Origin of the sequence: Cuneatibacter caecimuris, assembly GCF_004216775.1 — a bacterium.
Classification (GTDB): Bacteria; Bacillota; Clostridia; order Lachnospirales; family Lachnospiraceae; genus Cuneatibacter; species Cuneatibacter caecimuris.
Window position 1 is genome coordinate 252,782 of the sequence record NZ_SGXF01000003.1, and the last position, 21,704, is coordinate 274,485.

18 protein-coding genes are annotated in these 21,704 nt (G+C 52.7%); 11 read left to right on the forward strand and 7 right to left on the reverse strand.

Annotation, left to right across the window (positions count from 1 at the left end; translation table 11 throughout):
- Positions 1-2 precede the first annotated feature (2 nt).
- The 7 genes from EV209_RS09430 to EV209_RS09460 all read left to right on the forward strand — a co-directional run bounded on the left by EV209_RS09430 (position 3) and on the right by EV209_RS09460 (position 8,097).
- Positions 3-686 (forward strand): ABC transporter ATP-binding protein, encoded by a 684-nt coding sequence (locus tag EV209_RS09430; protein ID WP_130435203.1) that lies wholly within the window; start codon positions 3-5, stop codon positions 684-686.
- Entirely contained in the window at positions 683-3,343 is a 2,661-nt protein-coding gene (locus tag EV209_RS09435; RefSeq protein ID WP_130435204.1) for an ABC transporter permease, read from the forward strand. The genes EV209_RS09430 and EV209_RS09435 overlap by 4 nt, the downstream gene beginning before the upstream one ends.
- Before the next feature lie 76 nt (positions 3,344-3,419).
- The gene (locus EV209_RS09440) at positions 3,420-4,439 is read left to right on the forward strand and encodes an NAD-dependent epimerase/dehydratase family protein (RefSeq protein WP_130435205.1); all 1,020 of its coding nucleotides are present in this window, start codon (positions 3,420-3,422) and stop codon (positions 4,437-4,439) included.
- 30 nt (positions 4,440-4,469) lie between these two features.
- The gene (locus EV209_RS09445) at positions 4,470-5,492 is read left to right on the forward strand and encodes an alpha/beta hydrolase (protein ID WP_330521015.1); all 1,023 of its coding nucleotides are present in this window, start codon (positions 4,470-4,472) and stop codon (positions 5,490-5,492) included.
- Positions 5,455-6,738 carry a hypothetical protein gene (locus EV209_RS09450; protein ID WP_130435207.1) on the forward strand — a complete coding sequence of 428 codons (1,284 nt, stop codon included), beginning with the start codon at positions 5,455-5,457 and terminating at the stop codon, positions 6,736-6,738. Before EV209_RS09445 ends, EV209_RS09450 begins: the two co-directional genes overlap by 38 nt.
- Positions 6,735-7,400 carry a DUF6320 domain-containing protein gene (locus tag EV209_RS09455; protein WP_130435208.1) on the forward strand — a complete coding sequence of 222 codons (666 nt, stop codon included), beginning with the start codon at positions 6,735-6,737 and terminating at the stop codon, positions 7,398-7,400. Before EV209_RS09450 ends, EV209_RS09455 begins: the two co-directional genes overlap by 4 nt.
- Positions 7,401-7,446: 46 nt before the next feature.
- Positions 7,447-8,097, forward strand: coding sequence for a flavin reductase (locus tag EV209_RS09460; RefSeq protein WP_130435209.1), 651 nt, complete (start codon positions 7,447-7,449; stop codon positions 8,095-8,097).
- A 16-nt stretch (positions 8,098-8,113) separates the two neighbouring features.
- Here EV209_RS09460 and EV209_RS09465 read toward each other — a convergent pair whose 3' ends face one another.
- Positions 8,114-8,548 (reverse strand): MarR family winged helix-turn-helix transcriptional regulator, encoded by a 435-nt coding sequence (locus tag EV209_RS09465; protein ID WP_130435210.1) that lies wholly within the window; start codon positions 8,546-8,548, stop codon positions 8,114-8,116.
- 246 nt (positions 8,549-8,794) lie between these two features.
- Between EV209_RS09465 and EV209_RS09470 the strand changes: the two genes are divergently transcribed.
- Positions 8,795-10,171 carry an MATE family efflux transporter gene (locus tag EV209_RS09470; RefSeq protein WP_130435211.1) on the forward strand — a complete coding sequence of 459 codons (1,377 nt, stop codon included), beginning with the start codon at positions 8,795-8,797 and terminating at the stop codon, positions 10,169-10,171.
- A 108-nt stretch (positions 10,172-10,279) separates the two neighbouring features.
- Here EV209_RS09470 and EV209_RS09475 read toward each other — a convergent pair whose 3' ends face one another.
- On the reverse strand, positions 10,280-10,798 hold the full coding sequence (locus EV209_RS09475) for a CarD family transcriptional regulator (RefSeq protein ID WP_130435212.1): 519 nt from the start codon (positions 10,796-10,798) through the stop codon (positions 10,280-10,282).
- Positions 10,799-11,089: 291 nt separating this feature from the next.
- Between EV209_RS09475 and phoU the strand changes: the two genes are divergently transcribed.
- Genes phoU through EV209_RS09490 form a run of 3 tightly spaced genes read left to right on the forward strand, consistent with a single transcriptional unit; the run spans position 11,090 to position 14,088 of the window.
- Positions 11,090-11,734, forward strand: coding sequence for a phosphate signaling complex protein PhoU (gene phoU / locus EV209_RS09480; protein WP_130435213.1), 645 nt, complete (start codon positions 11,090-11,092; stop codon positions 11,732-11,734).
- 12 nt (positions 11,735-11,746) lie between these two features.
- Positions 11,747-12,433 carry a response regulator transcription factor gene (locus tag EV209_RS09485; protein WP_130435214.1) on the forward strand — a complete coding sequence of 229 codons (687 nt, stop codon included), beginning with the start codon at positions 11,747-11,749 and terminating at the stop codon, positions 12,431-12,433.
- Positions 12,430-14,088: a sensor histidine kinase gene (locus EV209_RS09490; protein ID WP_130435215.1), complete on the forward strand. Its 1,659-nt coding sequence runs from the start codon at positions 12,430-12,432 to the stop codon at positions 14,086-14,088. The genes EV209_RS09485 and EV209_RS09490 overlap by 4 nt, the downstream gene beginning before the upstream one ends.
- 7 nt (positions 14,089-14,095) lie before the next feature.
- Here EV209_RS09490 and EV209_RS09495 read toward each other — a convergent pair whose 3' ends face one another.
- From EV209_RS09495 to EV209_RS09515, 5 genes are all read right to left on the reverse strand, one after another.
- Positions 14,096-16,132, reverse strand: a complete 2,037-nt coding sequence (locus tag EV209_RS09495; protein WP_130435216.1) for a beta-galactosidase — start codon at positions 16,130-16,132, stop codon at positions 14,096-14,098.
- Complete coding sequence (locus EV209_RS09500) at positions 16,132-18,153, reverse strand: beta-galactosidase (protein ID WP_130435217.1); 2,022 nt, start codon at positions 18,151-18,153, stop codon at positions 16,132-16,134. The genes EV209_RS09495 and EV209_RS09500 overlap by 1 nt, the downstream gene beginning before the upstream one ends.
- Positions 18,154-18,174: 21 nt before the next feature.
- A complete protein-coding gene (locus EV209_RS09505) occupies positions 18,175-19,140 on the reverse strand; it encodes an aldo/keto reductase (RefSeq protein WP_165388885.1) in 966 nt (321 codons plus the stop codon).
- A gap of 105 nt (positions 19,141-19,245) precedes the next feature.
- On the reverse strand, positions 19,246-20,643 hold the full coding sequence (locus tag EV209_RS09510; RefSeq protein ID WP_130435219.1) for a sensor histidine kinase: 1,398 nt from the start codon (positions 20,641-20,643) through the stop codon (positions 19,246-19,248).
- Complete coding sequence (locus EV209_RS09515; protein WP_130435220.1) at positions 20,643-21,350, reverse strand: response regulator transcription factor; 708 nt, start codon at positions 21,348-21,350, stop codon at positions 20,643-20,645. Before EV209_RS09515 ends, EV209_RS09510 begins: the two co-directional genes overlap by 1 nt.
- Positions 21,351-21,704: the final 354 nt, after the last annotated feature.

Sequence of the window (21,704 nt, forward strand, 5' to 3'; positions counted from 1 at the left end):
GGATGGAAATATTGAGAGTGGAAAACCTGATGAAAGTGTATGGCTCGGGGGAGAATGAAGTGCGGGCATTGGACGGCGTCTCTTTCAGCGTGGAAAAAGGGGCGTTTGTGGCGATTATCGGGCCGTCCGGCTCCGGGAAATCCACGCTTCTGCATATACTGGGAGGCGTGGATACGCCTACCTCAGGAAAGGTGTATATGGAGGACCAGGATGTATACGCACAGAATGAGGAACAGCTGGCGGTATTCCGGAGGAGACAGGTGGGGCTGATTTATCAGTTTTACAACTTGATTCCTGTATTAAATGTGACAGAGAATATCACGCTTCCGGTGCTGATGGACGGCAGGAAGGTGAATGAAAAGCGGCTGCAGGAACTGATCGCCACGCTGAAACTGGAAGGGAGGGAACAGCATCTGCCCAATCAGCTGTCCGGCGGCCAGCAGCAGAGGGTTTCCATTGGAAGAGCGCTGATGAACGCTCCGGCAGTGGTGCTGGCGGATGAACCTACAGGTAATCTGGATTCCAAAAACAGCCAGGAGATCATTGAGCTGCTGAGATATTCCAATAAGAAATACGGACAGACGCTGATTGTTATCACCCATGACGAAAATATCGCTCTGCAGGCAGACCGTATCATCGCTATAGAAGATGGGAAAATCACCAGGGACGAGGTGATCCGGGGATGAATATTTTTGGCAGGACCACCAGGAAAACGCTCTGGAAAAATAAAACCAGGACAATCGTGACGATTATCGGGATCATGCTGTCGGCAGCCATGATCACCGCAGTGCTGACCAGCATTGTGAGCCTGCAGGAGTATGCCCTGAACTGCGCTGTTTATCAGGACGGGAACTGGCATATTTCTCAGGAAAATCTGACGCAGGAGGAGCTGTCCCAGGTCCGTGAAGACGAAGATGTTGACAGCGGAGCCGCGGCCCAGGAACTGGGGTATGCGCCGGTGGAGAATAAATGGGCGGAAAAGCCCTACCTCTATGTGCTGGGCGCGGACGGATTGTTCATGGAGCGGATGCCTGTTCATCTGATCCGCGGCCGCCTGCCGGAAAACAGCTCGGAGCTTTTGATACCCAATGAAATTGTGGAACGGGGACAGGCGGAAATTTATGTGGGAGATCAGCTGACGCTGGATTTGGGGGACAGGATGCTGGGCGGAGAAACATTGTATCAGCATAATCCTTTGATGTTGGATGAGACAGGAGAATTGAGAGAAACGCTGCAGATACGGCAGGCCAGAACCTACACAGTTGTCGGTGTTTATGAGACGCCGGGCTTTGAAGATTACAGTTCTCCCGGACAGACGGCGCTGACATGCTGGGATGATTCCTCTGCGGCGGAAACATATTCCGTATATTTGCTTTTAAAGGATCCGGGAAAAGCCTACAGCTATATGAATGGATCAATGTATACCGGCACAGCTAATACAGACGTGCTTCTGTACAGCGGCGTTTCCTTCTATGATACTTTTTACAAAGTGCTTTACAACCTGGCGGCCATTTTGATCGGGCTGACGATTTTCGGATCAGTATCTCTGATCTACAATGCTTTCTCCATATCGGTCAGCGAAAGGACCCGGCAGTTCGGCTTGTTTTCTTCAGTGGGAGCGACCAGACGGCAGCTGCGCAATATGGTGTTCGACGAAGCGGTCTATCTGAGCCTGATCGGCGTCCCTCTGGGAATCCTGTGCGGCGTGGCGGGGATCGGAGTGACTTTAAACCTGATCGGAAACAAGTTTTATTCCCTGTTTGGCGTGGGGCAGGTGGCCTTTCGCCTGAAAATCTCACCGTTTGCTTTGGCTGCAGCGGCGGTCCTGGCCTTTATCACAGTGCTCGTATCAGCCTGGATTCCCTCCAGAAGGGCGGCCAGGGTATCGGCTATTGAGGCAATCCGCCAGACAGGAGATATCAAGGCAGGGGGAAAGGTGAAAACCTCACGGATAGTTTACAGGCTGTTCGGACTGGAAGGAATGATTGCAGCAAAGCATTTTAAACGGGATAAGAAGCGGTACAGGGCCACAATTATTTCTCTTTTCATGAGCGTGGTGATCTTTATATCTGCCAGCAGCTTCTGTACTTATCTCACAGATGCGGTGACAGGTACATTCCAGGTGCATGATTATGATATCAGCTACAGTGTTCCCCAGGACTTGAAGGACAGCCAGGGCAATCCGGTTTCTGCCGGACAGGCGGCTGCGCTGCTCTCTCGGGCGGAAGGAGTGACCCGTTCCAGCTTTGCGGCGGTTGCGATAGAAGAGGATCTGGAAATACCGCCGGAGTGGATGCCGGAGAGCACCAGAAAGTATTTTGAAGGGACTGGGACAGGAGGAGTTGAGACAGAAGGAGCGGAAGGTTTTCAGGCAGGGCTGATGATATATGGCGTGGATGAGGTGACCTACCGCGGTTATCTGAAGGAACTGGGCCTGCCGGAAGAAACATATATGGATGCAGAGCATCCCCTGGGGGTCGGATATTCCTGGCTGAGGGATTTTAACCGGGGCACAGAACGGGTGGAGAGCCTGCAGCTGCTGGATCAAGAACGGAAGTCCCTGCCTTTTTGGCATTTGAACAGGGCGAAATTTGAACAGATGTTGGAACAGGGCAATACCGGCGATATGACAGAGGAAGAATATGAACAGAGAAGACGGTCTTGCCTGGAATCCAGAACCCTGGAGATCGGAACCTATGCGGACCGGCTCCCTTTCGGCCTGAACCGTTCCAAAAACCACAGCGTCTGTATTGTATACCCTATTTCAGCTTTTGAAAAACTGAATTTGGGAAGTACGTCTGCGACGATATATTTTGAAGCTGCAGATCACAGCCTGGTTTTTCAGAACATGGCGGAAGAAGCAGGGAAAAACGGGCTGCCAAGGGAATATTTGTATGATGTGTATGCGGTGAATGAAAACGACAGAAACCTGGTGCTGATTATCAAGGTATTCTCTTATGGTTTTATTGTCCTGATTTCCCTGATCGCGCTGGCAAATGTATTTAATACGATTTCCACCAGCATCTACCTCCGGAGGCGGGAATTCGCCATGCTGAAATCGGTGGGTATGACCAGAAAAGGATTCCGTAAGATGATGAATTTTGAGTGCCTGCTTTACGGGCTGAAAGCCCTTGCGTTTGGCATCCCCACTTCCTTTGCGGTTACCTGGCTGATTTTCCGCAGCGTCCGGATGGGGTACGACACCGGATTTTATCTGCCCTGGCCGGCGGTGGCTGTGGCTGTGGGGAGTGTTTTCCTGGTGGTATTCGCCACAATGATGTATTCCATGAGGAAAATCAGCAGCGATAATCCCATTGACGCGCTGAAGGACGAGAATCAATAAACTGATTGAAACCCTTCTGATTTGCGGGTATAATAGAAAGAAAAAGATTCCATAATTTGGTCAGAGGAGGACTCGGATGCGGATTTTATTGATTGGGGGAACAGGCACGATCAGCGCCGCCATAACAAGACGGCTGCTGGAAGCAGGAGAGGAACTGTATCTGCTGAACAGAGGCCGCAGGAATGACAGGGTGCCGGAAGGGGCCCATGAGATTTTTGCGGACATCAATGAAGATGAGGAACAGGCGGCGGCCGCCCTGGAAGGGATGACTTTTGACGTGGTTGCGGATTTCATCGCGTTCCGTCAGGAACAGGCGGAGCGGGATGTGAGGCTCTTTTCCGGCAGGACCGGGCAGTATATCTTCATCAGCTCCGCGTCTGCCTATCAGAAGCCGCTGTCTGACTACAGGGTTACGGAGGGGACCCCTCTGTCCAACCCTTACTGGCAGTACTCCAGGGACAAAATTGCCTGTGAAGAGTACCTGATGAAGCAGTACCGGGAAACCGGTTTTCCGGTGACCATTGTCCGCCCCAGCCATACCTACAGCGAATACAGCGTGCCTCTCGGCGTGCACAGTCCTGGCGGCGGATATCCGGTGCTGAAGCGGATGCTGGAAGGAAAGCCTGTGATTATCCACGGGGACGGCACTTCCCTGTGGACAATGACCCATAATACGGATTTCGCCTGTGGATTTACCGGCCTTCTGGGCAACGCCCACGCCATCGGAGAGGCCGTGCAGATCACTTCCGACGAATCCATGACCTGGAACCAGATTTATCAGACAGTTGCGGCCGCTCTGGGCGTAAAACTGAACCCGTTATACATCCCCTCCGTCATGCTGGCTGAGTCAGGCAGGTATGATCTGTACGGAGGCCTGCTGGGGGACAAGGCCAACACGGTGGTATTTGACAACAGCAAGCTGAAGCGCCTGGTTCCAGGCTTCAGGGCAGTGAAGCGGATGGATCAGGGGCTTCGGGAGTCTGTAGAATATGTGATGTCCCATCCGGAGCTTCAGAAAGAGGACCCGGATTTTGACGCCTGGTGCGACCGCTGGGCCGCAGCCATGGAATCAGCCCGGGAAATGATGAAAGAATGAGCGGCCTGAGCCGGCAGAGAGGAGATGACCATGAATAAAGCAGTGCAGCGCCTGCTGCAGATCCTGTCCCATCCGGAGGAGGAGCTGGATTTGGGGAAGTCCAGAAAGCTGATGAATATTAAGACCCTGGACCCCTTCAAGCTGTTCTACAGGACCCTGGACCACAAATTCTACAACGGGGACCACGAGGTGCCGGTGCGGATCTATTTTCCCAGCGAAGAGGCCTTTGAGACAGTAGATATAGAGAAATACCGGAAAGAACATCCAGTGTCGTCTCCGGGAAAAATGGAAGACAATACCTGGCCTGTACTGCTTTTTATTCATGGAGGAGGCTTTGCGACGGAGAGCGTGGAGTCTTATAACAGGATTTGCTGGGACCTGGCGAAGCATACAGAGATGGTTGTGGTATCCGTAGATTATCCCCTTGCGCCGGAATTTCGTTTTCCCAGACAGCTGGAAGACTGCTACGCGGTGGCGGAAGCGATTTTTACAGACAGAAGTATTCTGAATGTGGACCCGGAAAATATTACGGTGATGGGAGACAGCGCAGGAGGGAATCTGACCGCCGCGCTGTGCCTGCTGGCGCGGGAACGGAAAACCTTTCTTCCTAGGCGGCAGGTCCTTTTGTACCCCTGTCTCAACAATGACTATTCGGAACACACTCCCTTTGCTTCTGTACTGGAAAACGGATCGGACTATCTTCTGACCAGAAAAAACATGGTGGATTATCTGAATCTGTACGTTTCCTGTGAAGAAGATTGGCAGAATCCGTATTTTGCGCCTCTTTTGGCAGAGGATCTCACAGGGCTGCCCAAAACACTTGTCATTACTGCGGAATATGACCCGCTCAGGGACGAGGGGGAAGCCTTTGCCGGAAGGCTGGCAGAGGCGGGAGTGGAAACGGCTTTGCACCGGATGGAGGATACAATCCATGGTTTTATCCAGATGCCGCCTCTGTATCCTCCGGTGCAGGAGGTATACCGGATGGTGCGGGAATTTGTGAAGGAGATGGAAGATGTTTCAGGCAAAGAAAACCAGGTGGAGGAATCTTGAAAACGCCGCCAAGATTTTTCCGGCTACCAGCAACAAAAAGGATGAACGGGTTTTTCGCTTTGTCTGTGAACTGAAGGAGGAAGTGGAACCCGGGGCGCTGCAGGGGGCGCTGGATTTGTGCATACAGGAGTTTCCCATGTTTTCCTGCGTGCTGCGGAAAGGGCTGTTCTGGAATTATTTTGAATCTACGGATATTCAGCCGAAAGTGCGGGAGGAATATAAGGTTCCCTGCAGCCAGCTCTATGTCAGGGATCAGAAAAGCCTGCTGTTCGAAGTGACTTATTTTGGAAAGCGCATCAATTGTGAGATGTATCACGCGCTGACGGACGGTACCGGAGCGCTGGCTTTTTTCCGGGTTCTGGTATATCATTACCTCCGGGAAGCGCATCCCGAGGAGGTGCGGGGGCCGGTGGCCTCTGTGCTGGCAGATGCAACGGCGGAAGAGATGGAAGAGGACAGCTTTGAAAAATATTATGGGGAAGGCAGGGAGGTGACAGATATCCCTGCCTATCGGTCTTTCCAACTGAGATACCGCCGGCTGGAATACGGCAGCCTTCGTCTGATCCAGGGGACGCTGTCTGTGAAGGAAGCGCTTTCCCAGGCCAGGCAGCGGGGCGTTACGCTCACAGTATTTCTTACCGCTGTCTATCTCTGCGCCATTGCAAAGGAGCTGGCGCCCAGACAGAAAAACAAAATAGTTTCTCTGATGGTTCCGGTGAACCTGAGAAGCTATTTTCCATCCAAATCCATGCGGAATTTTTTCTGGTGGATTGATATTGGCTATAATTTTGAGGGCTGGGATGGAGATCTGGAAAAAGTCGTGTCCTTTGTGGGAGGCTTCTTTAAAAAAGAGCTTACCCGGGAACGGATGGCGGCACGGATCTACGGCCTGATGAAATTCGAGCGGAATCCCCTGGTGAGGATTTTGCCTCTGGCGCTGAAACAGGCAGCTCTTTATCTGGGAACCAACATGAAGCCTTCCGGAAATACCGCGATTTTTTCTAATATAGGGAAGATCGTAATGCCTCAGGAGTGCTCGCCTTTTCTGGAACAGTTTGAGGTGTTTACCAGCACCCCGAAGGTGGAGCTCTGTATGTGCTCTTATGGAGACAAGCTTTCCCTTAGTTTCACCTCCAGCTATGTAGACACCAGGATTGAACGGAATTTTTTCCGGATTCTGACTGATTTGGGAATAAAGGCGGAAATATCTGCATGGTCCCCGGAGGAAGGAGGAGGCGCAGAATGAGATATTGTGAAAATTGCAGAGTCAGAATCAGAACGCCGCAGAAACGCTGTCCTCTGTGCCAGGGAGCGCTGTCCGGCGATGGAAGCGGCTGTGAGCAGCTGTTTCCGGATCTCAGTGAAGAAACATCCAAACTGGCGTTTTGGTTTAAAATCTATACCTTTGTCTGTGTTCTGGCAGCAGTAGTGTGTGTGTCGCTGAACGCGGCGCTGCCCTTTGATACCTGGTGGTCGCTGTTTGTGCTGGCCGGCGTTGCCTGCGCCTGGCTGGTGACGGTGGTGGCGATCCGGAAGCGGCGGAACCTGCTGAAGAACGCCATGTGGCAGCTGGTGCTGGCCTGCATCGCGCTGGTGCTGTGGGACTGGGCCACGGGCTGGCAGCTCTGGGCGCTGGACTATGGCCTGCCTGCCGCGGTTGTGGCGGCCCTGGTTTCCATGCTGGTGATCATCACAGTCAGAAAAATGAGTTCACCGGAATACATGATCTATTTGCTGATGTGCTGCGGTTTTGGACTGATCCCTCTGGTTCTGCTGGTATGCGGCGCGCTGAAGGTGCAGTGGCCGTCCATTGTTTCCTCGGCCTGCTGCGTGATTGTGTTGGCGGCTTTCGGAATTTTCCAGGGGGGATCGGTTTGGAGCGAGCTGAAAAAATCCCTGCATCTGTGACGGACGGGGATGGAACAGAATAAAGTGTAATGGAAAGGAGTTTGTTATGGATACGAAAATTTTCAGAAGTATGTCTTATGGAGTTTATGCCGTGACCACTATGGATGGAGAACGGCCCACAGGGTGTATTGCAAACAGCGTGATGCAGATCACGTCCTCTCCCGCCACAGTGGCGGTGAGCATGAACCACGACAATTATACCAACAGCTGTATGGAAAAATGCGGGGTATTTGCAGTGTCGGTATTGTCAGAAAATTCTGATCCGGGAATCATCGGGACTCTGGGTTTCTCTTCCGGAAAAGACAGGGATAAATTTACAGAGATCGGCTATGAAATGGCTGAGGGGGTTCCTGTGGTGAAGGATTCCTGCGGATATGTGGTATGCCGCATTATCAACAAGATGGAAACCTCCACGCATACTGTTTTTCTGGGTGAGGTGATCGGGACAGGAACTTATGCGGGAGCTGCGCCGGCCATGACCTACGCTTATTATCACCAGGTGATTAAAGGAAAGAGCCCCAAGAATGCTCCTACATATCTGCAGGAGGAGCCGGAAACGGCAAAGGATGGGGAAAAGAAACTGAACCGCTATGTCTGCCAGGTATGCGGATATGTTTATGAAGGAGAAGAACTGCCTGAAGATTACGTATGCCCTGTCTGCGGCGTGGGGGCGGAAAAATTTAAGAAAGAGGAGTGAGCGGAAGGCCAGCTGTTCAGCCGGTAAAATAGTCAGAAGCATTTTGGGAAGCGCGCCGGAGCATTTCCATTAATACGGTGCGCTCCAGCTCAGTGAGATCCTTCGTCAATTCCAGAGTCCAGGCTTTCCCCAGGCCATCCAGGGTGGAATAAAGGTCTTTGGCTTTTGGCGAAGGGTAAACTCTGACAGACCGGGAATCCTCCGGGTCGGGCCGGCGGGTTACATAATCCTGAATTTCCAGCTTTGCCAGCATTTTAGCCACTGTGCTCTTGTCCATGTCCAGAAACTGGCAGAAACTGTGCTGCGGGACGCCGGGATGGTCGCAGGAGATCATGAGAAAGGGCACCAGGCCTGCGGTCAGCCCCAGAGGCTCCAGCTTTTCATTCAGATACATCTGTGATTTCCTATGGAGATGAGAAATCATTTTAATAATATCCACAGTGATTTCCATAAAAACCTCTTTTCATCTATTCGTTGCAATTCCAACAATTTTGAATTTTATAATTGAAGTTATATTCACTACAAATTTACCAGTATGTCAAGAGGAAGTCAAGCAAATTATTGCAGCGTATTCAGTGAACGCCCCGGCTTAATCCGGGCTTAATTTTGTTTGTTAAAACAGTAATTGACAATAAAGCGGAAAATGTATTACAATAGAAAAGGTTGCATTGGCAACTAAAGGAAAGGAGTAGGTATAATGAGTCAAACAGAAAAAGTGAGGGAGAACAAGATGGGCGTCATGCCTGTCAATAAGCTGCTGATATCCATGTCTGTCCCCATGATGATCTCAATGCTGGTACAGGCCCTTTATAATGTAGTGGACAGCATGTTTGTCGCCCAGGTCAATGAGAATGCGCTGACGGCGGTTTCTCTGGTGTTTCCGGTCCAGAATCTGATGATTGCCGTAGCCTCGGGCACTGGTGTGGGAATCAATGCGCTGCTGTCCCGGAGCCTGGGTGAGAGAAATACGGAACAGGCAAACCGTTCGGCAGTGAACGGGGTGTTTCTGGCAGCGCTGAGTTATATTGCCTTTGCGATCCTGGGCATTACCTGCGCGGGGATATTCATGAAAGTGCAGACGAATGACAGCCAGATTGTGAGCTATGGGGCTTCTTATCTTCAGATTTGCTGCATTATGTCATTTGGTATGTTTATGCAGGTTACATATGAAAGACTGCTGCAGTCCACAGGAAAAACTTTTTATACTATGATCACACAGTCAGTAGGGGCGATCATCAATATTATCCTGGACCCGATTATGATATTCGGGCTGTTCGGTTTTCCCAGGATGGAAGTGGCGGGAGCCGCACTGGCCACAGTGATCGGCCAGATCTGCGCCGGGCTGCTGGCAATGTGGCTGAACCACAGAGTCAATAAGGAGATCCATGTTTCCTTCCGGAAATTCCGGCCCTCCGGTGAAATGATCAAGCGGATTTATCTGGTTGGGGTACCTTCTATCATCATGATGTCCATCGGTTCCGTGATGACCTTTGGGATGAATAAAATCCTGATTGCTTTCACATCCACGGCCACGGCGGTGTTCGGCGTGTATTTCAAGCTCCAGAGCTTTGTGTTCATGCCGGTTTTCGGGCTGAACAACGGCATGGTGCCTATCATTGCCTATAATTACGGAGCGAAAAAGCCGGAACGTATCACCAAGGTAATGACTCTGAGCATCATCTATGCCATGGTCATCATGGTCATCGGCTTTGCGATTTTTCAGTTCCTGCCCAATCAGCTGCTGATGATATTCAACGCTTCGGAACAAATGCTGGAAATCGGAAATTACGCGCTCAGGATTATCAGCCTCAGCTTCCTGTTCGCCGGATTCTGTATTATCTCTTCCTCAGTTTTCCAGGCGCTGAGCCATGGCTTTTTAAGCCTCGCGGTGTCTGTTGTCCGCCAGCTGGTGGTGCTGCTTCCCGCGGCGTTTATCCTGTCCAAAGCCGGGGGCCTGCATGCGGTATGGTGGTCTTTTCCTATCGCGGAGCTGTTCTCGCTGGCAATGTGCCTGCTGTTTGTACGGCATGTATATAAAAAAGAAATCCATCCGATGAAACAGCGGCAGGAATGATTCCCCTGATCATGAAAAAATCCCGTCCTGCAGAGCGATAGTGTTCTTGCAGGACGGGATTTTTTTTATTGAATCGCACTGCGGCGATAGGAAAACTGGAAATATGGATTACAGATCGTCGGTTTCCGCCGCCATCTGCGCCTGGATCAATTCCGGAATGCTCTTCCGGTCCAGATGCAGAGCGGTTGCCAGCTCATCTGTCAGCATCTTTTCAGCGGAGCGCAGGAACTGCTCATCTGAGGTGTGCAGCTTTTTTCCTTCCTTTAAAAGCTGTAATTTCTTTTGATACAGAGTTTTCACCAGCCGGGAAAGCTCAGAGCAGTTGCCGGAAGAGATGATACGCTGGTATCTGTCCCGGCGCTCATGCCCGTCAGTCACCCACATGGAAGGTGCCTGCTGGAGCGCTTCAATCAGTTCAGAGGCTTGATCCTCTGAAAGGACAGGACGCATATTTTTTGTAACCAGGGCCTCATTGCGGACCGGGACGAAAACGGTTGCCCTTTCGTCTTCCACCGGCTTCAGAACATAGTAGTCCTGCGGCTTTCCCATCAGAGCTTTAGAAGAGATCTCAATGATTTTGCATACTCCATAGGTTCCATAGACTACCAGATCATTTTCATGGTACATATAATTACCTCCTGTTCGAATACTTCTATTATAACATTTTCGGAGAAGAAAAGACAGAGGAAATTTCTACGAAAAATATTATAGTGTTTTTGTGCAGGTTTCCGTAAAATTTATTCCGGGAATCAGAGAATATGCGAAAAACCCGTTTTACAGGGATTTAACAAAGCCGGGATATTAAATTTTACACATATTCTTTATACTATAATCAAGATAGGGATAAAATGATTTCAGGCGGATTTGCTTGCCGCCATTCAAAAAACAAAGTATACTGTAAAACAGGAGGCCCTGAAGATGCGGAACAGGTTTGACGAACAGCTGGATAAATTGAATTTGGAGCTGATCCGGATGGGCGCATTGTGTGAGGACGCGATATCGGCAGCAGTGGGCGTGCTGATAGAAGACGACGATACGCTGACGGACGTTGTAAATGATACGGAGCAGAAGATCAATCAGAAGGAGCGGGAGATCGAGGGGCTGTGTATGAAGCTGCTGCTGAGCCAGCAGCCGGTGGCAAAGGACCTGCGGCTGATTTCTTCAGCCCTGAAGATGATTTCTGATATGGAACGGATCGGGGACCAGGCCTGTGATATTGCGGAGATTGCCGGATATCTGAAAGGAAATCTCTCCAAAAGCAGGATTCATATTGGGGAAATGGCGTCTGCAGCTTCGGAAATGGTTACTTCCAGCGTAGATTCTTTTGTAAAGAAGGATCTGGAACTGGCCCGGAAAGTGCAGCAGGCGGATGATGTTGTGGACGGGCTTTTCGACCAGGTCAAGCAGGAACTGACCGGAATGATTGCCTGGGACGTATCCTGGGGGGAAACATGTGTGGATCTTCTGATGGTCGCCAAATATCTGGAGAGGATCGGGGACCACGCAGTGAATATTACAGAATGGGTGGAATATTCCATCACAGGAAAACATGCCGCCCGGTGACAGGAGAGTTCAATGATATATCTGGTGGAAGATGATCTGAGTATCAGGGAAATGGTGGTATATGCGCTGAGCCATTCGGGCCTGCCGGCCAAAGGGTTCGGGCGTCCGGCGGAATTCTGGCAGGCGATGGAACAGGAGATTCCGGATATGGTCCTGCTGGATATTATGCTGCCGGAAGAGGATGGTCTGCAGATCCTGCAGAAGCTCAGGCTTGCGCAGGAGACAAAAGAATTGCCGGTGATGATGCTGACAGCAAAAAGCGCGGAGTATGATAAGGTGATCGGGTTGGATGCGGGCGCGGATGACTATATGACGAAACCTTTTGGCGTAATGGAGCTGGTGGCCAGAGTCAAGGCCCTGATGAGGCGGGCCGGAGGCGGAAAAAAGCAGGAGCCTGGGTCTGCGGAACTGAGATACAGGGAGCTCCGGGTGAGCCGGGGGCAGCACCAGGCCCTGGTGAGGGAAAAGCCGGTGACGCTCACATTAAAAGAATTTGATTTGTTATGCCTTCTGCTGGAGCACGCGGGGATGGTTCTGACCAGAGACCAGCTGCTGAACCAGGTGTGGGGATACAGCTTTGATGGGGAGAGCAGGACGGTGGATGTTCATATCCGTACCCTCAGACAAAAGCTGGGGGAGTGCGGCGCTTATATAGAGACGGTGCGGGGCGTGGGCTATAAGATCGGAGGGGACAGATGACCAGAAGGATTTTCAAGGCTGTTTTTGCTACTTCCTTCGCGGCGCTGGCGGCTGTGCTGATCCTGACAACAGCAGTCCTGTATCAGTACTTTACAGGTGAACAGCGCAGAGAGCTTCACGATGAAGCCGCATATCTGGCGGCCGGTGTGGAAGCGGACGGCTTGAATTATCTGAATATCGCGGGAAAAGGGAATACCAGGATCACCTGGGTTGCCGGTGACGGCGCGGTGCTGTTTGACAATCAGGCGGATGTGGGGGAAATGGAGAATCACGGGACCCGGCAGGAAATCCGTCTGGCTCTGGAAAACGGAACCGGAGAGAGCAGCAGGTATTCTTCTACTCTGGCAAAGGAAACCTACAATTATGCGGTCCGCTTGAACGACGGCACGGTGCTGCGCGTGTCCCGGACTGATTTCAGCATTTTCTCCATCATTATGGGCATGCTCTCTCCGGTAGCTGTGGTGGCGTTTCTTGTGCTGGTGGGTTCCGGAATACTGGCAGCCCGTCTGGCGAAAAGTATTGTGCGGCCGATTAATGATATTGATCCGGAGCATCCGGATATGGCTCAGACCTATCCCGAGCTGGACCCGCTTTTACAGCGGATTGCGCGCCAGAACCGGCTGATCCGGGAACAGATGGAGGAATTGAAACAGAGACAGCAGGAGTTTTCAGAGATCACGGACAATATGAGCGAAGGACTGCTGGTGCTTTCACCTGCGGCGGAGATCATTTCATATAACAGGAGCGCCAGGGAAATTTTAGGCATGGAATACACGGGGAAACGCCAGAGTGTTTTTGTATGGAACAGGAGCCAGGCGCTGCGGGACGCGGTGGAGAAAGCCCAGAAGGGGCAGCACTGTGAAGAGAATCTGGAACTGGACGGCCACGTGTATCAATTGATCGCCAATCCGGTCAGCCGCAATGATGAGATCGTAGGGATGTTGCTGCTGGTTCTGGATGTCACGGAAAAAGAGCGGTGGGATTCTCTGCGCCGGGAATTTACGGCCAATGTTTCCCATGAACTAAAGACCCCTCTGACTTCGATTTCCGGGTATGCGGAAATGATGAAGGAAGGCCTTGTTCCGGCGGAGGATATGGGGGAAATGGCGGAGCGGATTTACCATGAAGCCAGGAGGCTGATGGCGCTGGTGGGGGATGTGATCGAGCTTTCCAGGCTGGACGCCGGAGGGGCCGGGCAGGAAATGGAGATCTTGGATCTGGCGGCTCTGGCCGCTCAGGTGGCGGAGCCGCTGTCTGCCTCGGCACAGAAAAGAGAGATATCCATAAAGCTGGAGACAGAGCCTGTGACGGTCAGGGGAATCCCCCGTGTTCTGGAAGAGATGATCTATAATCTCTGCGATAATGCGGTAAAGTACAATAAACAGGGGGGCAGCGTCCTGATTCAGGTGCGCAGGATCGGAAAGGGCGCCCGTCTGGTGGTGGAGGATACCGGAATCGGCATCCCCTTTGAGGACCAGGAGCGGGTGTTTGAACGGTTTTACAGAGTGGATAAGAGCCATTCCCGGGAGATGGGCGGCACAGGGCTGGGCCTGTCCATCGTGAAACATGGTGCAATGATCCACAATGCCCGGCTGCGCCTGGACAGCGAGCCGGGCAAGGGGACCAGGATACAGGTGGATTTCCCCTTTGTATAGCCTGGCGTCAGCGGAGGGGCTGCATCACTGCAGCACATTCCATGGGCGGGAGAACCAATGTGCCGTTTATCTTACGGTCAGTCAGCAGATCTGTCCCCAAGCAGTGTTCGATCACTGCGTTCTGGCTTCCGTAATTAAAATAAAAGACAAAATTATGTTTCCCGTCCGACCGCCGGTGCATTTCCACATGGCGGGGCAGGGCGGGAATTTCTATGCCTGCGTCTTCCAGAGCCATGCGGTATATCTTTTCCATTCCCGCCTGAGCCAGCCGTGCGCCGACGTACCAGGCTGTGCCGCTTCCAAACTTGTTTTTAGCAGCCGCGGGGCTTCCGGCATAAAAATCATCCGTGTATTCGGCCAGAACCTCCGCGCCCTCCAGTTTCAGGATTTCCGCAAAGTCATGGATCACAGAGCAGTCGCCGTCTGCAAAACGGGCGCTGTTTGTATCCGTGGGGTAGAGCGTATCGATTTCCTCGCTGTAAAGGCCGAAAAGCCGACGCAGGCCGCCGCCGGGAAAACCTCCCAGATAACACAGCGTATGCTCATTGACATAACCGGTGAGGTAGGTGGCGATCAGCTGGCCTCCCTGCTCCACAAATTTGATCAGGCGTTCGGCAACCCCCTCATGGAGCAGATAGAGCATAGGGGCTGCCAGCAGGCGGTAGCCGGAGAAATCTTCTAAAGAAGAGATCACATCAGTCTCCACCCCCAGTTGCATCAAACTCTGATACTGGAGATATAAGGTTTCTTCGTATTGTTTGCCGGATTGGGACAGACCCTGCATGTCTTTTATCGCCCAGCGGTTGTCACAGTCATAGAGTATGGCGGCTTGTGCTTTTACCGGGCTTCCGGTGACAGGAGCCAGCTTCTGCAGCAGCCTGCCGACCTCCGCCACTTCACGGAAGGTGCGCGTGTTGTCCGTGCCCAGGTGGTCCATCACCGCGCCGTGGAACTGCTCCGCGCCGCCGCGGCCTTTGCGCCACTGGAAATACTGGACGGAGTCGGAACCGCAGGCCACAGCCTGCAGGCAGGAGAGCTTATGTACCCCGGGCCGTTTTAATTTGTTGAAAGGCTGCCAGTTGACCTGGCTGGGCGTGCTCTCCATCAGCAGAAAGGGCTGCTCCTGCTTCAGGCCGCGTATGGAAGCATGCTGGAAAGCAGTTCTGGCGGCGGTCTGTTCCAGGGTTTCCTGATCATTGTGATATCTGGGATAGGAATCCCAGGACACCAGGTCCAGAGGCTTGGAAAACTCGTGATAATCCAGGCCCTCATATAATTCCATCAGATTCGTGGTCACCGGGATATCCGGCGTGATTCTGCGGACCGCATCAATTTCCTGCTGCATGAAGTCTGTGGTGTTCCAGGTGGTAAAACGCCTCCATTCCAGCAGAAGGCCGGGGACAGAGCGTTCCCCATTGGAAAAGGGCGGTTCAATCTGGCTGAAATCGGTATAGGTGTGGCTCCAGAAGGAGGTCCACCACTGGCGGTTCAGTTCTTCTATATTGTTGTGAAAACGGTTTTTCAGATATTCCCGGAATTTATTCTGGCACAGGGGGCAATAGCACTCTCCGCCGAATTCATTGGAAATATGCCACAGGATGACACCGGGGTGGCGGCCCGCGGCCTCTGCCAGCCTGGTATCCATAATCTTTACTTTTTCTCTGTAGGCCGGCGAACTCATGCAGTGATTATGGCGCAGGCCGTGGCGGTCCCTGAGCCCGTTTTCCGCCACCCGCATGGCCTCCGGGTAAGCAGCGTCCAGCCAGGCGGGACGGGCTCCGCTGGGTGTGGCCAGCACAGTATAGATGCCGTTGTCATACAGGCGGTCCATGATATCCGTGAGCCACCGGAAATGAAATTCCCCTTCAGCCGGTTCGTATGCGGACCAGGCAAATATCCCCAGGGAGACACAGTTGACCCCGGCTTTCTTCATCAGCCGCAGGTCCTCTTCCAGTATATCCGGGCGGTCCAGCCATTGGTCGGGGTTATAATCCCCGCCGTGAATCATTCCGCTGATCTGCGGAAACAGAATCTTTTTTTTCATTAATTTCTCTCCTTCTTTTTCAATACCAATACGTCCCAGGGAGCCAGCTTCACCATGCCGGTAAAAGTCTTTCCCGACTGATAATCAGTCAGCTGGTCGGAACCGAAATCCACCCAGGCTTCTGAGACATTATGATTCAGGGCGAATACAACGCTGGCCTGGCCGGAGACCCTGTTGGTGAGTTCCACCCCAGCGGCAGCAGGATAGAGCGGCCGTATGCCGAGACTGCTGCAGACAGAGCCGAAGAAATCGGACAAAAAAGCGTCCTCCGGCTCTGTGCCGATATACCAGGCGGTTCCCTTTCCAAAGCTGTTTCTGGTCAGGCAGGGAACTCCGCGGTAAAAATCGGATTCATATACCGCCATGGTCTCTGCTTTCCTGGGATGGACGATATCGCAGAGAAAGCCGCAGCGGTAACGGGATGCGGGCAGGCCTGCCCTGGCGTCCGTCAGCATGTAATTGAATTCTTCCGGGCGCAGGGCGTCCGTCTCCTCCACCCAGATTCCCAGGACTTCCTTTAATTTGCCGGGATATTCCCCGAATACGCAGCGGTCATTTTCATCCACCAGGCCGCTCATAACAGTGGCCGCGAAAGTCCCGCCTTTCCGGACAAATTCCGTGATCCGTTCTGCCACGCCTTCTTTTGTCATATACAGTTCCGGGGCCAGGATCAGATCGTAGGAATCCAGGTCACTGTCCACAGAAAGAATATCCACAGGGATATTTTTTTCATAAAACGCCCTGTAGTATTTTGATACAGTTTTCAGATAGTCCATATCTTTGCTGGGCCCGCTGGCCAGCTCCAGGGCCCACCAGTTGTTCCAGTCGAAGAGAATTCCCACCCGGGAGGAGATCCTTCCTTCGATCAGGTCGCTTCCCAGCTTTTTCAGCTCTGCGCCCAGGCGTTTGACTTCCCGGAAGACCCGGGTGCTGCCATGGCCTGCATGGCTGATCACGGCGCCGTGGAATTTTTCCTGCCCGGCGATGGACTGGCGCATCTGGAAAAACAGGCAAGTATCGGCTCCGTGGGCGATCGCCTGATAGCTGATCTTGCGTACTTCGCCGGGGCGCTTCAGTTTGTTGTAGGGCTGCCAGTTCTGCTGGTTGGGGGACTGTTCTGTCATCATGTAGGACTGCCCGCCTTTGAGCCCCCGCATGATATCATGTTTGAACGCCACCAGATCGGGGGGATCTGTGGGCCAGGGATAATTGTCCCAGCCGGCCACATCCATGTGTTTGAGCATTTCAAACTGGTCCAGTTTTTTGATAAACCCGGAGATGTTGGTGGAAACCGGAATATCCGGGTTGTATTTCTTCAGAATATCCGCCTCGTTTCGGAAACATTCAGCGGTGGAGTCAGTCATGAACCGCAGATAATCCAGCTCCACATTGGGCTGGAAGCGGTAATCGTCATTGAGCTCCGTAGGCAGCATGATTTCGTCGAAATCATAGACGGTGCGGCCCCAGAAAGCCGTATGCCAGCGGGCGTTCAGCTCCTCAATGCTGCCGTAACGTTTTTTTAGCCAGCCCCGGAATTTGTCCTGGCAGACCGGGCAATAGCAATAAGTTCCATATTCGTTGGAAACGTGCCAGACAGCAAGGGCCGGATGACGGGCGTAGCGCCTGGCCATTTCTTCCGCGATGGCGGCGGCCCGTTCCCTGTATTTGGGGCTGTTGACGCAGAAAAATACCCGCATCCCGTGAGTGCGCCTTCTGCCTTCGATATCCACGGGCAGCACTTCCGGATATTTTCTGGAAAGCCATGCGGGCTGGGCCGTGGTGGGGGTGGCCAGGCAGACACGTATGCCGTGGGACCAGATGATGTCCAGAATCCGGTCCAGCCATTCAAAATGATACTCCCCTTCCGCGGGTTCCAGCTTTGCCCAGGAAAAGACAGGCAGGGTCAGCAGGTTGATTCCTGCTTCTTCAAAAAGCCGCATATCTTCCAGGATGGTCGCTTCATCCCATTGGTCCGGGTTATAGTCGCCGCCGAAGTAGATGCGGTCCGCTTTTTTTAACATGATCAAATCTCCTTTGAATATTTACTCATCCTGTTGCAGAAAATCCATGTCTTCGTCTGTAAGGCTGACGGAAAAAGCTTGCAGATTGTCCTTGATATGGGCCTCTGTAGAAGGGCTGATAATGGGAAATACCGGCAAGGGCTGGCGCAGCATCCAGGCCAGGCTGATCTGTGAAACAGAAGCGCCTTTTTTCTCCGCCAGTTTTTCCGCCTGCTTCAGCCGCCGGAAATTCTCGGGATAGCAGTATTCCTGTACTGTTGTGGGGGAGAGGTACTGATCCGCCAGGCCAGGAGAGGAGGTGCGGAATTTTCCGGAGAGGAAACCTCTTGCCAGGCTGGAATAGGGAAAGACCGCTATATTATGGCTGGCGTACCAATCCCGCTCTTTCTGATGCGCAGGGCCGGAGATGCAGACGCTGCGGCAGGCGGGATCGCCGATCTGGGGAACCAGGCTGAAGCAGGGGCTGACTGCGGTGAACCCCTCCAGGCCGCGGCGTGCGGCGTATTCATTTGCCTGCCGGATGCGGTCCTGGGTCCAGTTGGAACCGCCGAAACGAAGGATCTTGCCTTCCTCTTTCAGCTGGTTCAAAACTTCTACGATTTCGTCCACAGGCACAGAAGGATCGTCCCGGTGGAGCAGATACAGATCCAGATAATCGGTTTGAAGCCGGTCCAGGGATTCCCTGACCTGGGAAAGGATACAGGAGGCGGAGAGGCTATCCTCTGAGCCTGCCTGTCCCGGATTGCAGCCCTTATCCAGCAGAATTACCTGCTCTCTGCACCCCCGGCGCTGCATCCAGAGCCCCATATTTTTCTCTGCGTTTCCGTAGGAATGGGCGGAATCAAAGATTGTAAACCCGTATTCCAGGGCCAGATCCAGGCATTCGCAGGCAGCTTCCGGCTCGTTTCCCCGGATGCTGGGGGCTGCGGTGCCGAACACAAACCTGGAAGCTTTTTTATTAGAAAGGGAAAGCTGGGTATATTCCATTTGCATGCTCCTTTTTATGATGAGTGGGGTTTTAAGGGTAGCTTAGGAGAAGACGAGAGGAAAGTCAAGTGAAAATGAGAGGTTTGCCGAAAAGATTTTCAGGCCTCAGGCATCCGTGAGGAGCGGGAGCTGTATCGTGGCCTGAAGTCCTCCTTTTTCACTGTGATCCAGAACCAGAGTCCCTCCATGGACCTTAGCGATCTGCCGCACAATCATCAGTCCCAGGCCGTGCCTGGGGCTGCCGTCGCTGCTGTCCGAAAACATATAGTGGGGCGCGTTCCTGAGGCCTTCCAGCTGTTCGTCCGCAACACCGCAGCCATTGTCTTCCACAACGATTTTTCCACTGCTATCTTCCTGCTGTACTGAGATATAAATGCTGCAGCCCTGAGGATTATGGACCTGGGCGTTTGTGATCAGATTGGAAACAGCCCGGCGCAGCAGGGAAAGGTCCCCGCATAACCGGCAGGAGGAGAGGCTGTCCGGGGTTTCCCACTGAATGGGGTACCTGCCTTCTGCGTCCAGATTCAGGAAATCCACGGCAGTCTGCCGCGCAAGAGGAACCAGATCCAGACGTTGCAGATTTAAAGGCTGCATATTGTATTCCAGCTTAGAAGCCAGATTCAGGTCGTTAATGAGGTTTTTCATGCGCATGCTCTGCTGCCGGATGACAGAGGCCTTCTTCCTGTCTTCTTCGGAAATCTCCGGGCTCTCTTCCAGCTGTCCGGCGTACCCCATCACCATGGACAGCGGCGTCCGGATATCGTGGGATACGCCTGCGATCCAGCCGGCCCGGGCTGTTTCCTGCTTCCTCAGGGCGTATTCCTGCTGCTGGAGCTTTTCCGAGGTGCGGTTGATGGCCTGGGCGATTTCTGACAACAGGCCGGATTCCGTGACGTGAACGTCCTTTTCTTCAGGAAGCTGTTCCACTCCGGTGACAATGGGGCGTACGGAGCGCAGCAGCCGGGTGGTCGCAGCCATATAGATGGCAAAAACCAGGAGTATATTGATGCCCAAAAAGAGCAGGAAGTTGCGGGGAAATCCGGCGATCAGCTGGTAGCTGAAGGTGTTGTCAGCCAGTTTCCAGTAGCTGTCTTTCGGATAGCCCATCACCAGAAGCCCGTCGGGGTGGCTGGCTGTCGTGGTGGGGTATTCCTGCAGATAGCCCCTGGTCAGCCAGGAAATCCCCTGAATATCATAGGACAGGGGGATTTCTTCCGGGAGATTCTGGGTGTGCCAGACGGCCTGCAGGGATCTCTGGTCGATGAGCAGAGCAAAGGCCTGGTATTCTTCTATGGTATCGGAGGCTTCCTGGGTCAGAACATATCCCTCCTCCTGCCGGGTCAGGCCGTCCGCTGTCCTGGAGGCGGCGGACCAGGCGCCGCTTTTTCCTGCTTCCTGATAGGTGATCAGGATCAGGAGGAGAATATTGATCAACAGCAGCAAGAGCAAGGAGAAAAGAAGCACCGCAGAAAAACGGCGGATCAGTTTCGGCACACTTTTCACTAGTTTCCCTCCCTGGTCATCAGCTTATATCCCAGCCCTTTCACTGTGATCAGAGAAACAGGCCTGGAAGGGTTTGCTTCTATTTTTTCACGCAGCCGTCTGATATGGGCCATTAGAGAGTTTTCATATCCATAGGGGTTTTCTCCCCAGAGGGCTTCACACAGCATGTCGATGGTCACGATCCTGCCCGCATTGCGGTACAGGGCGGAAATCAGCTCATATTCCTTGGCGGTGAGAGGAAGCGCGGAAGTTTCCCGGAGGACTTCTGCGCGCTGCAGATCCACCTGGCAGTCTGCTAAAAGGATTCTGGGGGATTCTTCTTTGTAGCAGCGCCGGAGAATCGCCCCAATGCGCAGGAGCAGCTCCCTGGGGAGGAAAGGCTTGACCATATAGTCGTCCGCTCCCAGCCCCAGCCCCCTGAATTTGTCTTCATCCTCTCCACGGGCGGTGAGGAACAGAACCGGGATATCGGAAAACGTCCGAAGCTGTTCCAGCAGAGAAAAGCCATCCCCGTCCGGGAGCATCACATCCAGCACGGCCAGGTCAGGTTTCCATTCCCTGCACCGCAAAAGGCCCTCTTTCATGGTGGAAGCTGCCGCCAGCTGACAGTATCCTTCCTGGGAGAGGATGGATTGCAGCATCTGCAGCAGCTGGGCTTCATCGTCCACTAAAAGTATTTTTTTTGATTTCAGATATTCTGGAGTCATAATCAATTCCTCTCTGTAAAAAATGACAGGCAGTTGCTGGGTTTATTTTACCATGGACGGCTGGGACAGACAACTGTGGATGAGCATTTATGGGATTATTTTGATCGAATAGAGGAGGGCTGAGTTTGGAACGGGTTTTTGAATGCTTCGAGTGTTGAATTGTGTCGAAAAGTGTCGAACCATAAGATTTTCAGTAGAAAAAGCAAAAAAACTTGACATCCAGCGAAAGCTGTGCTAGTCTGAACTTAAGTGATGAGAAAGAACGTGAAGTGCACAGGGGGCCAGGCCTCTTTGCGGAGTGAATTGCAGAAATTGTCGAAACAGCGCGAAGAAGAATGAGGAGGAAGTCCATGG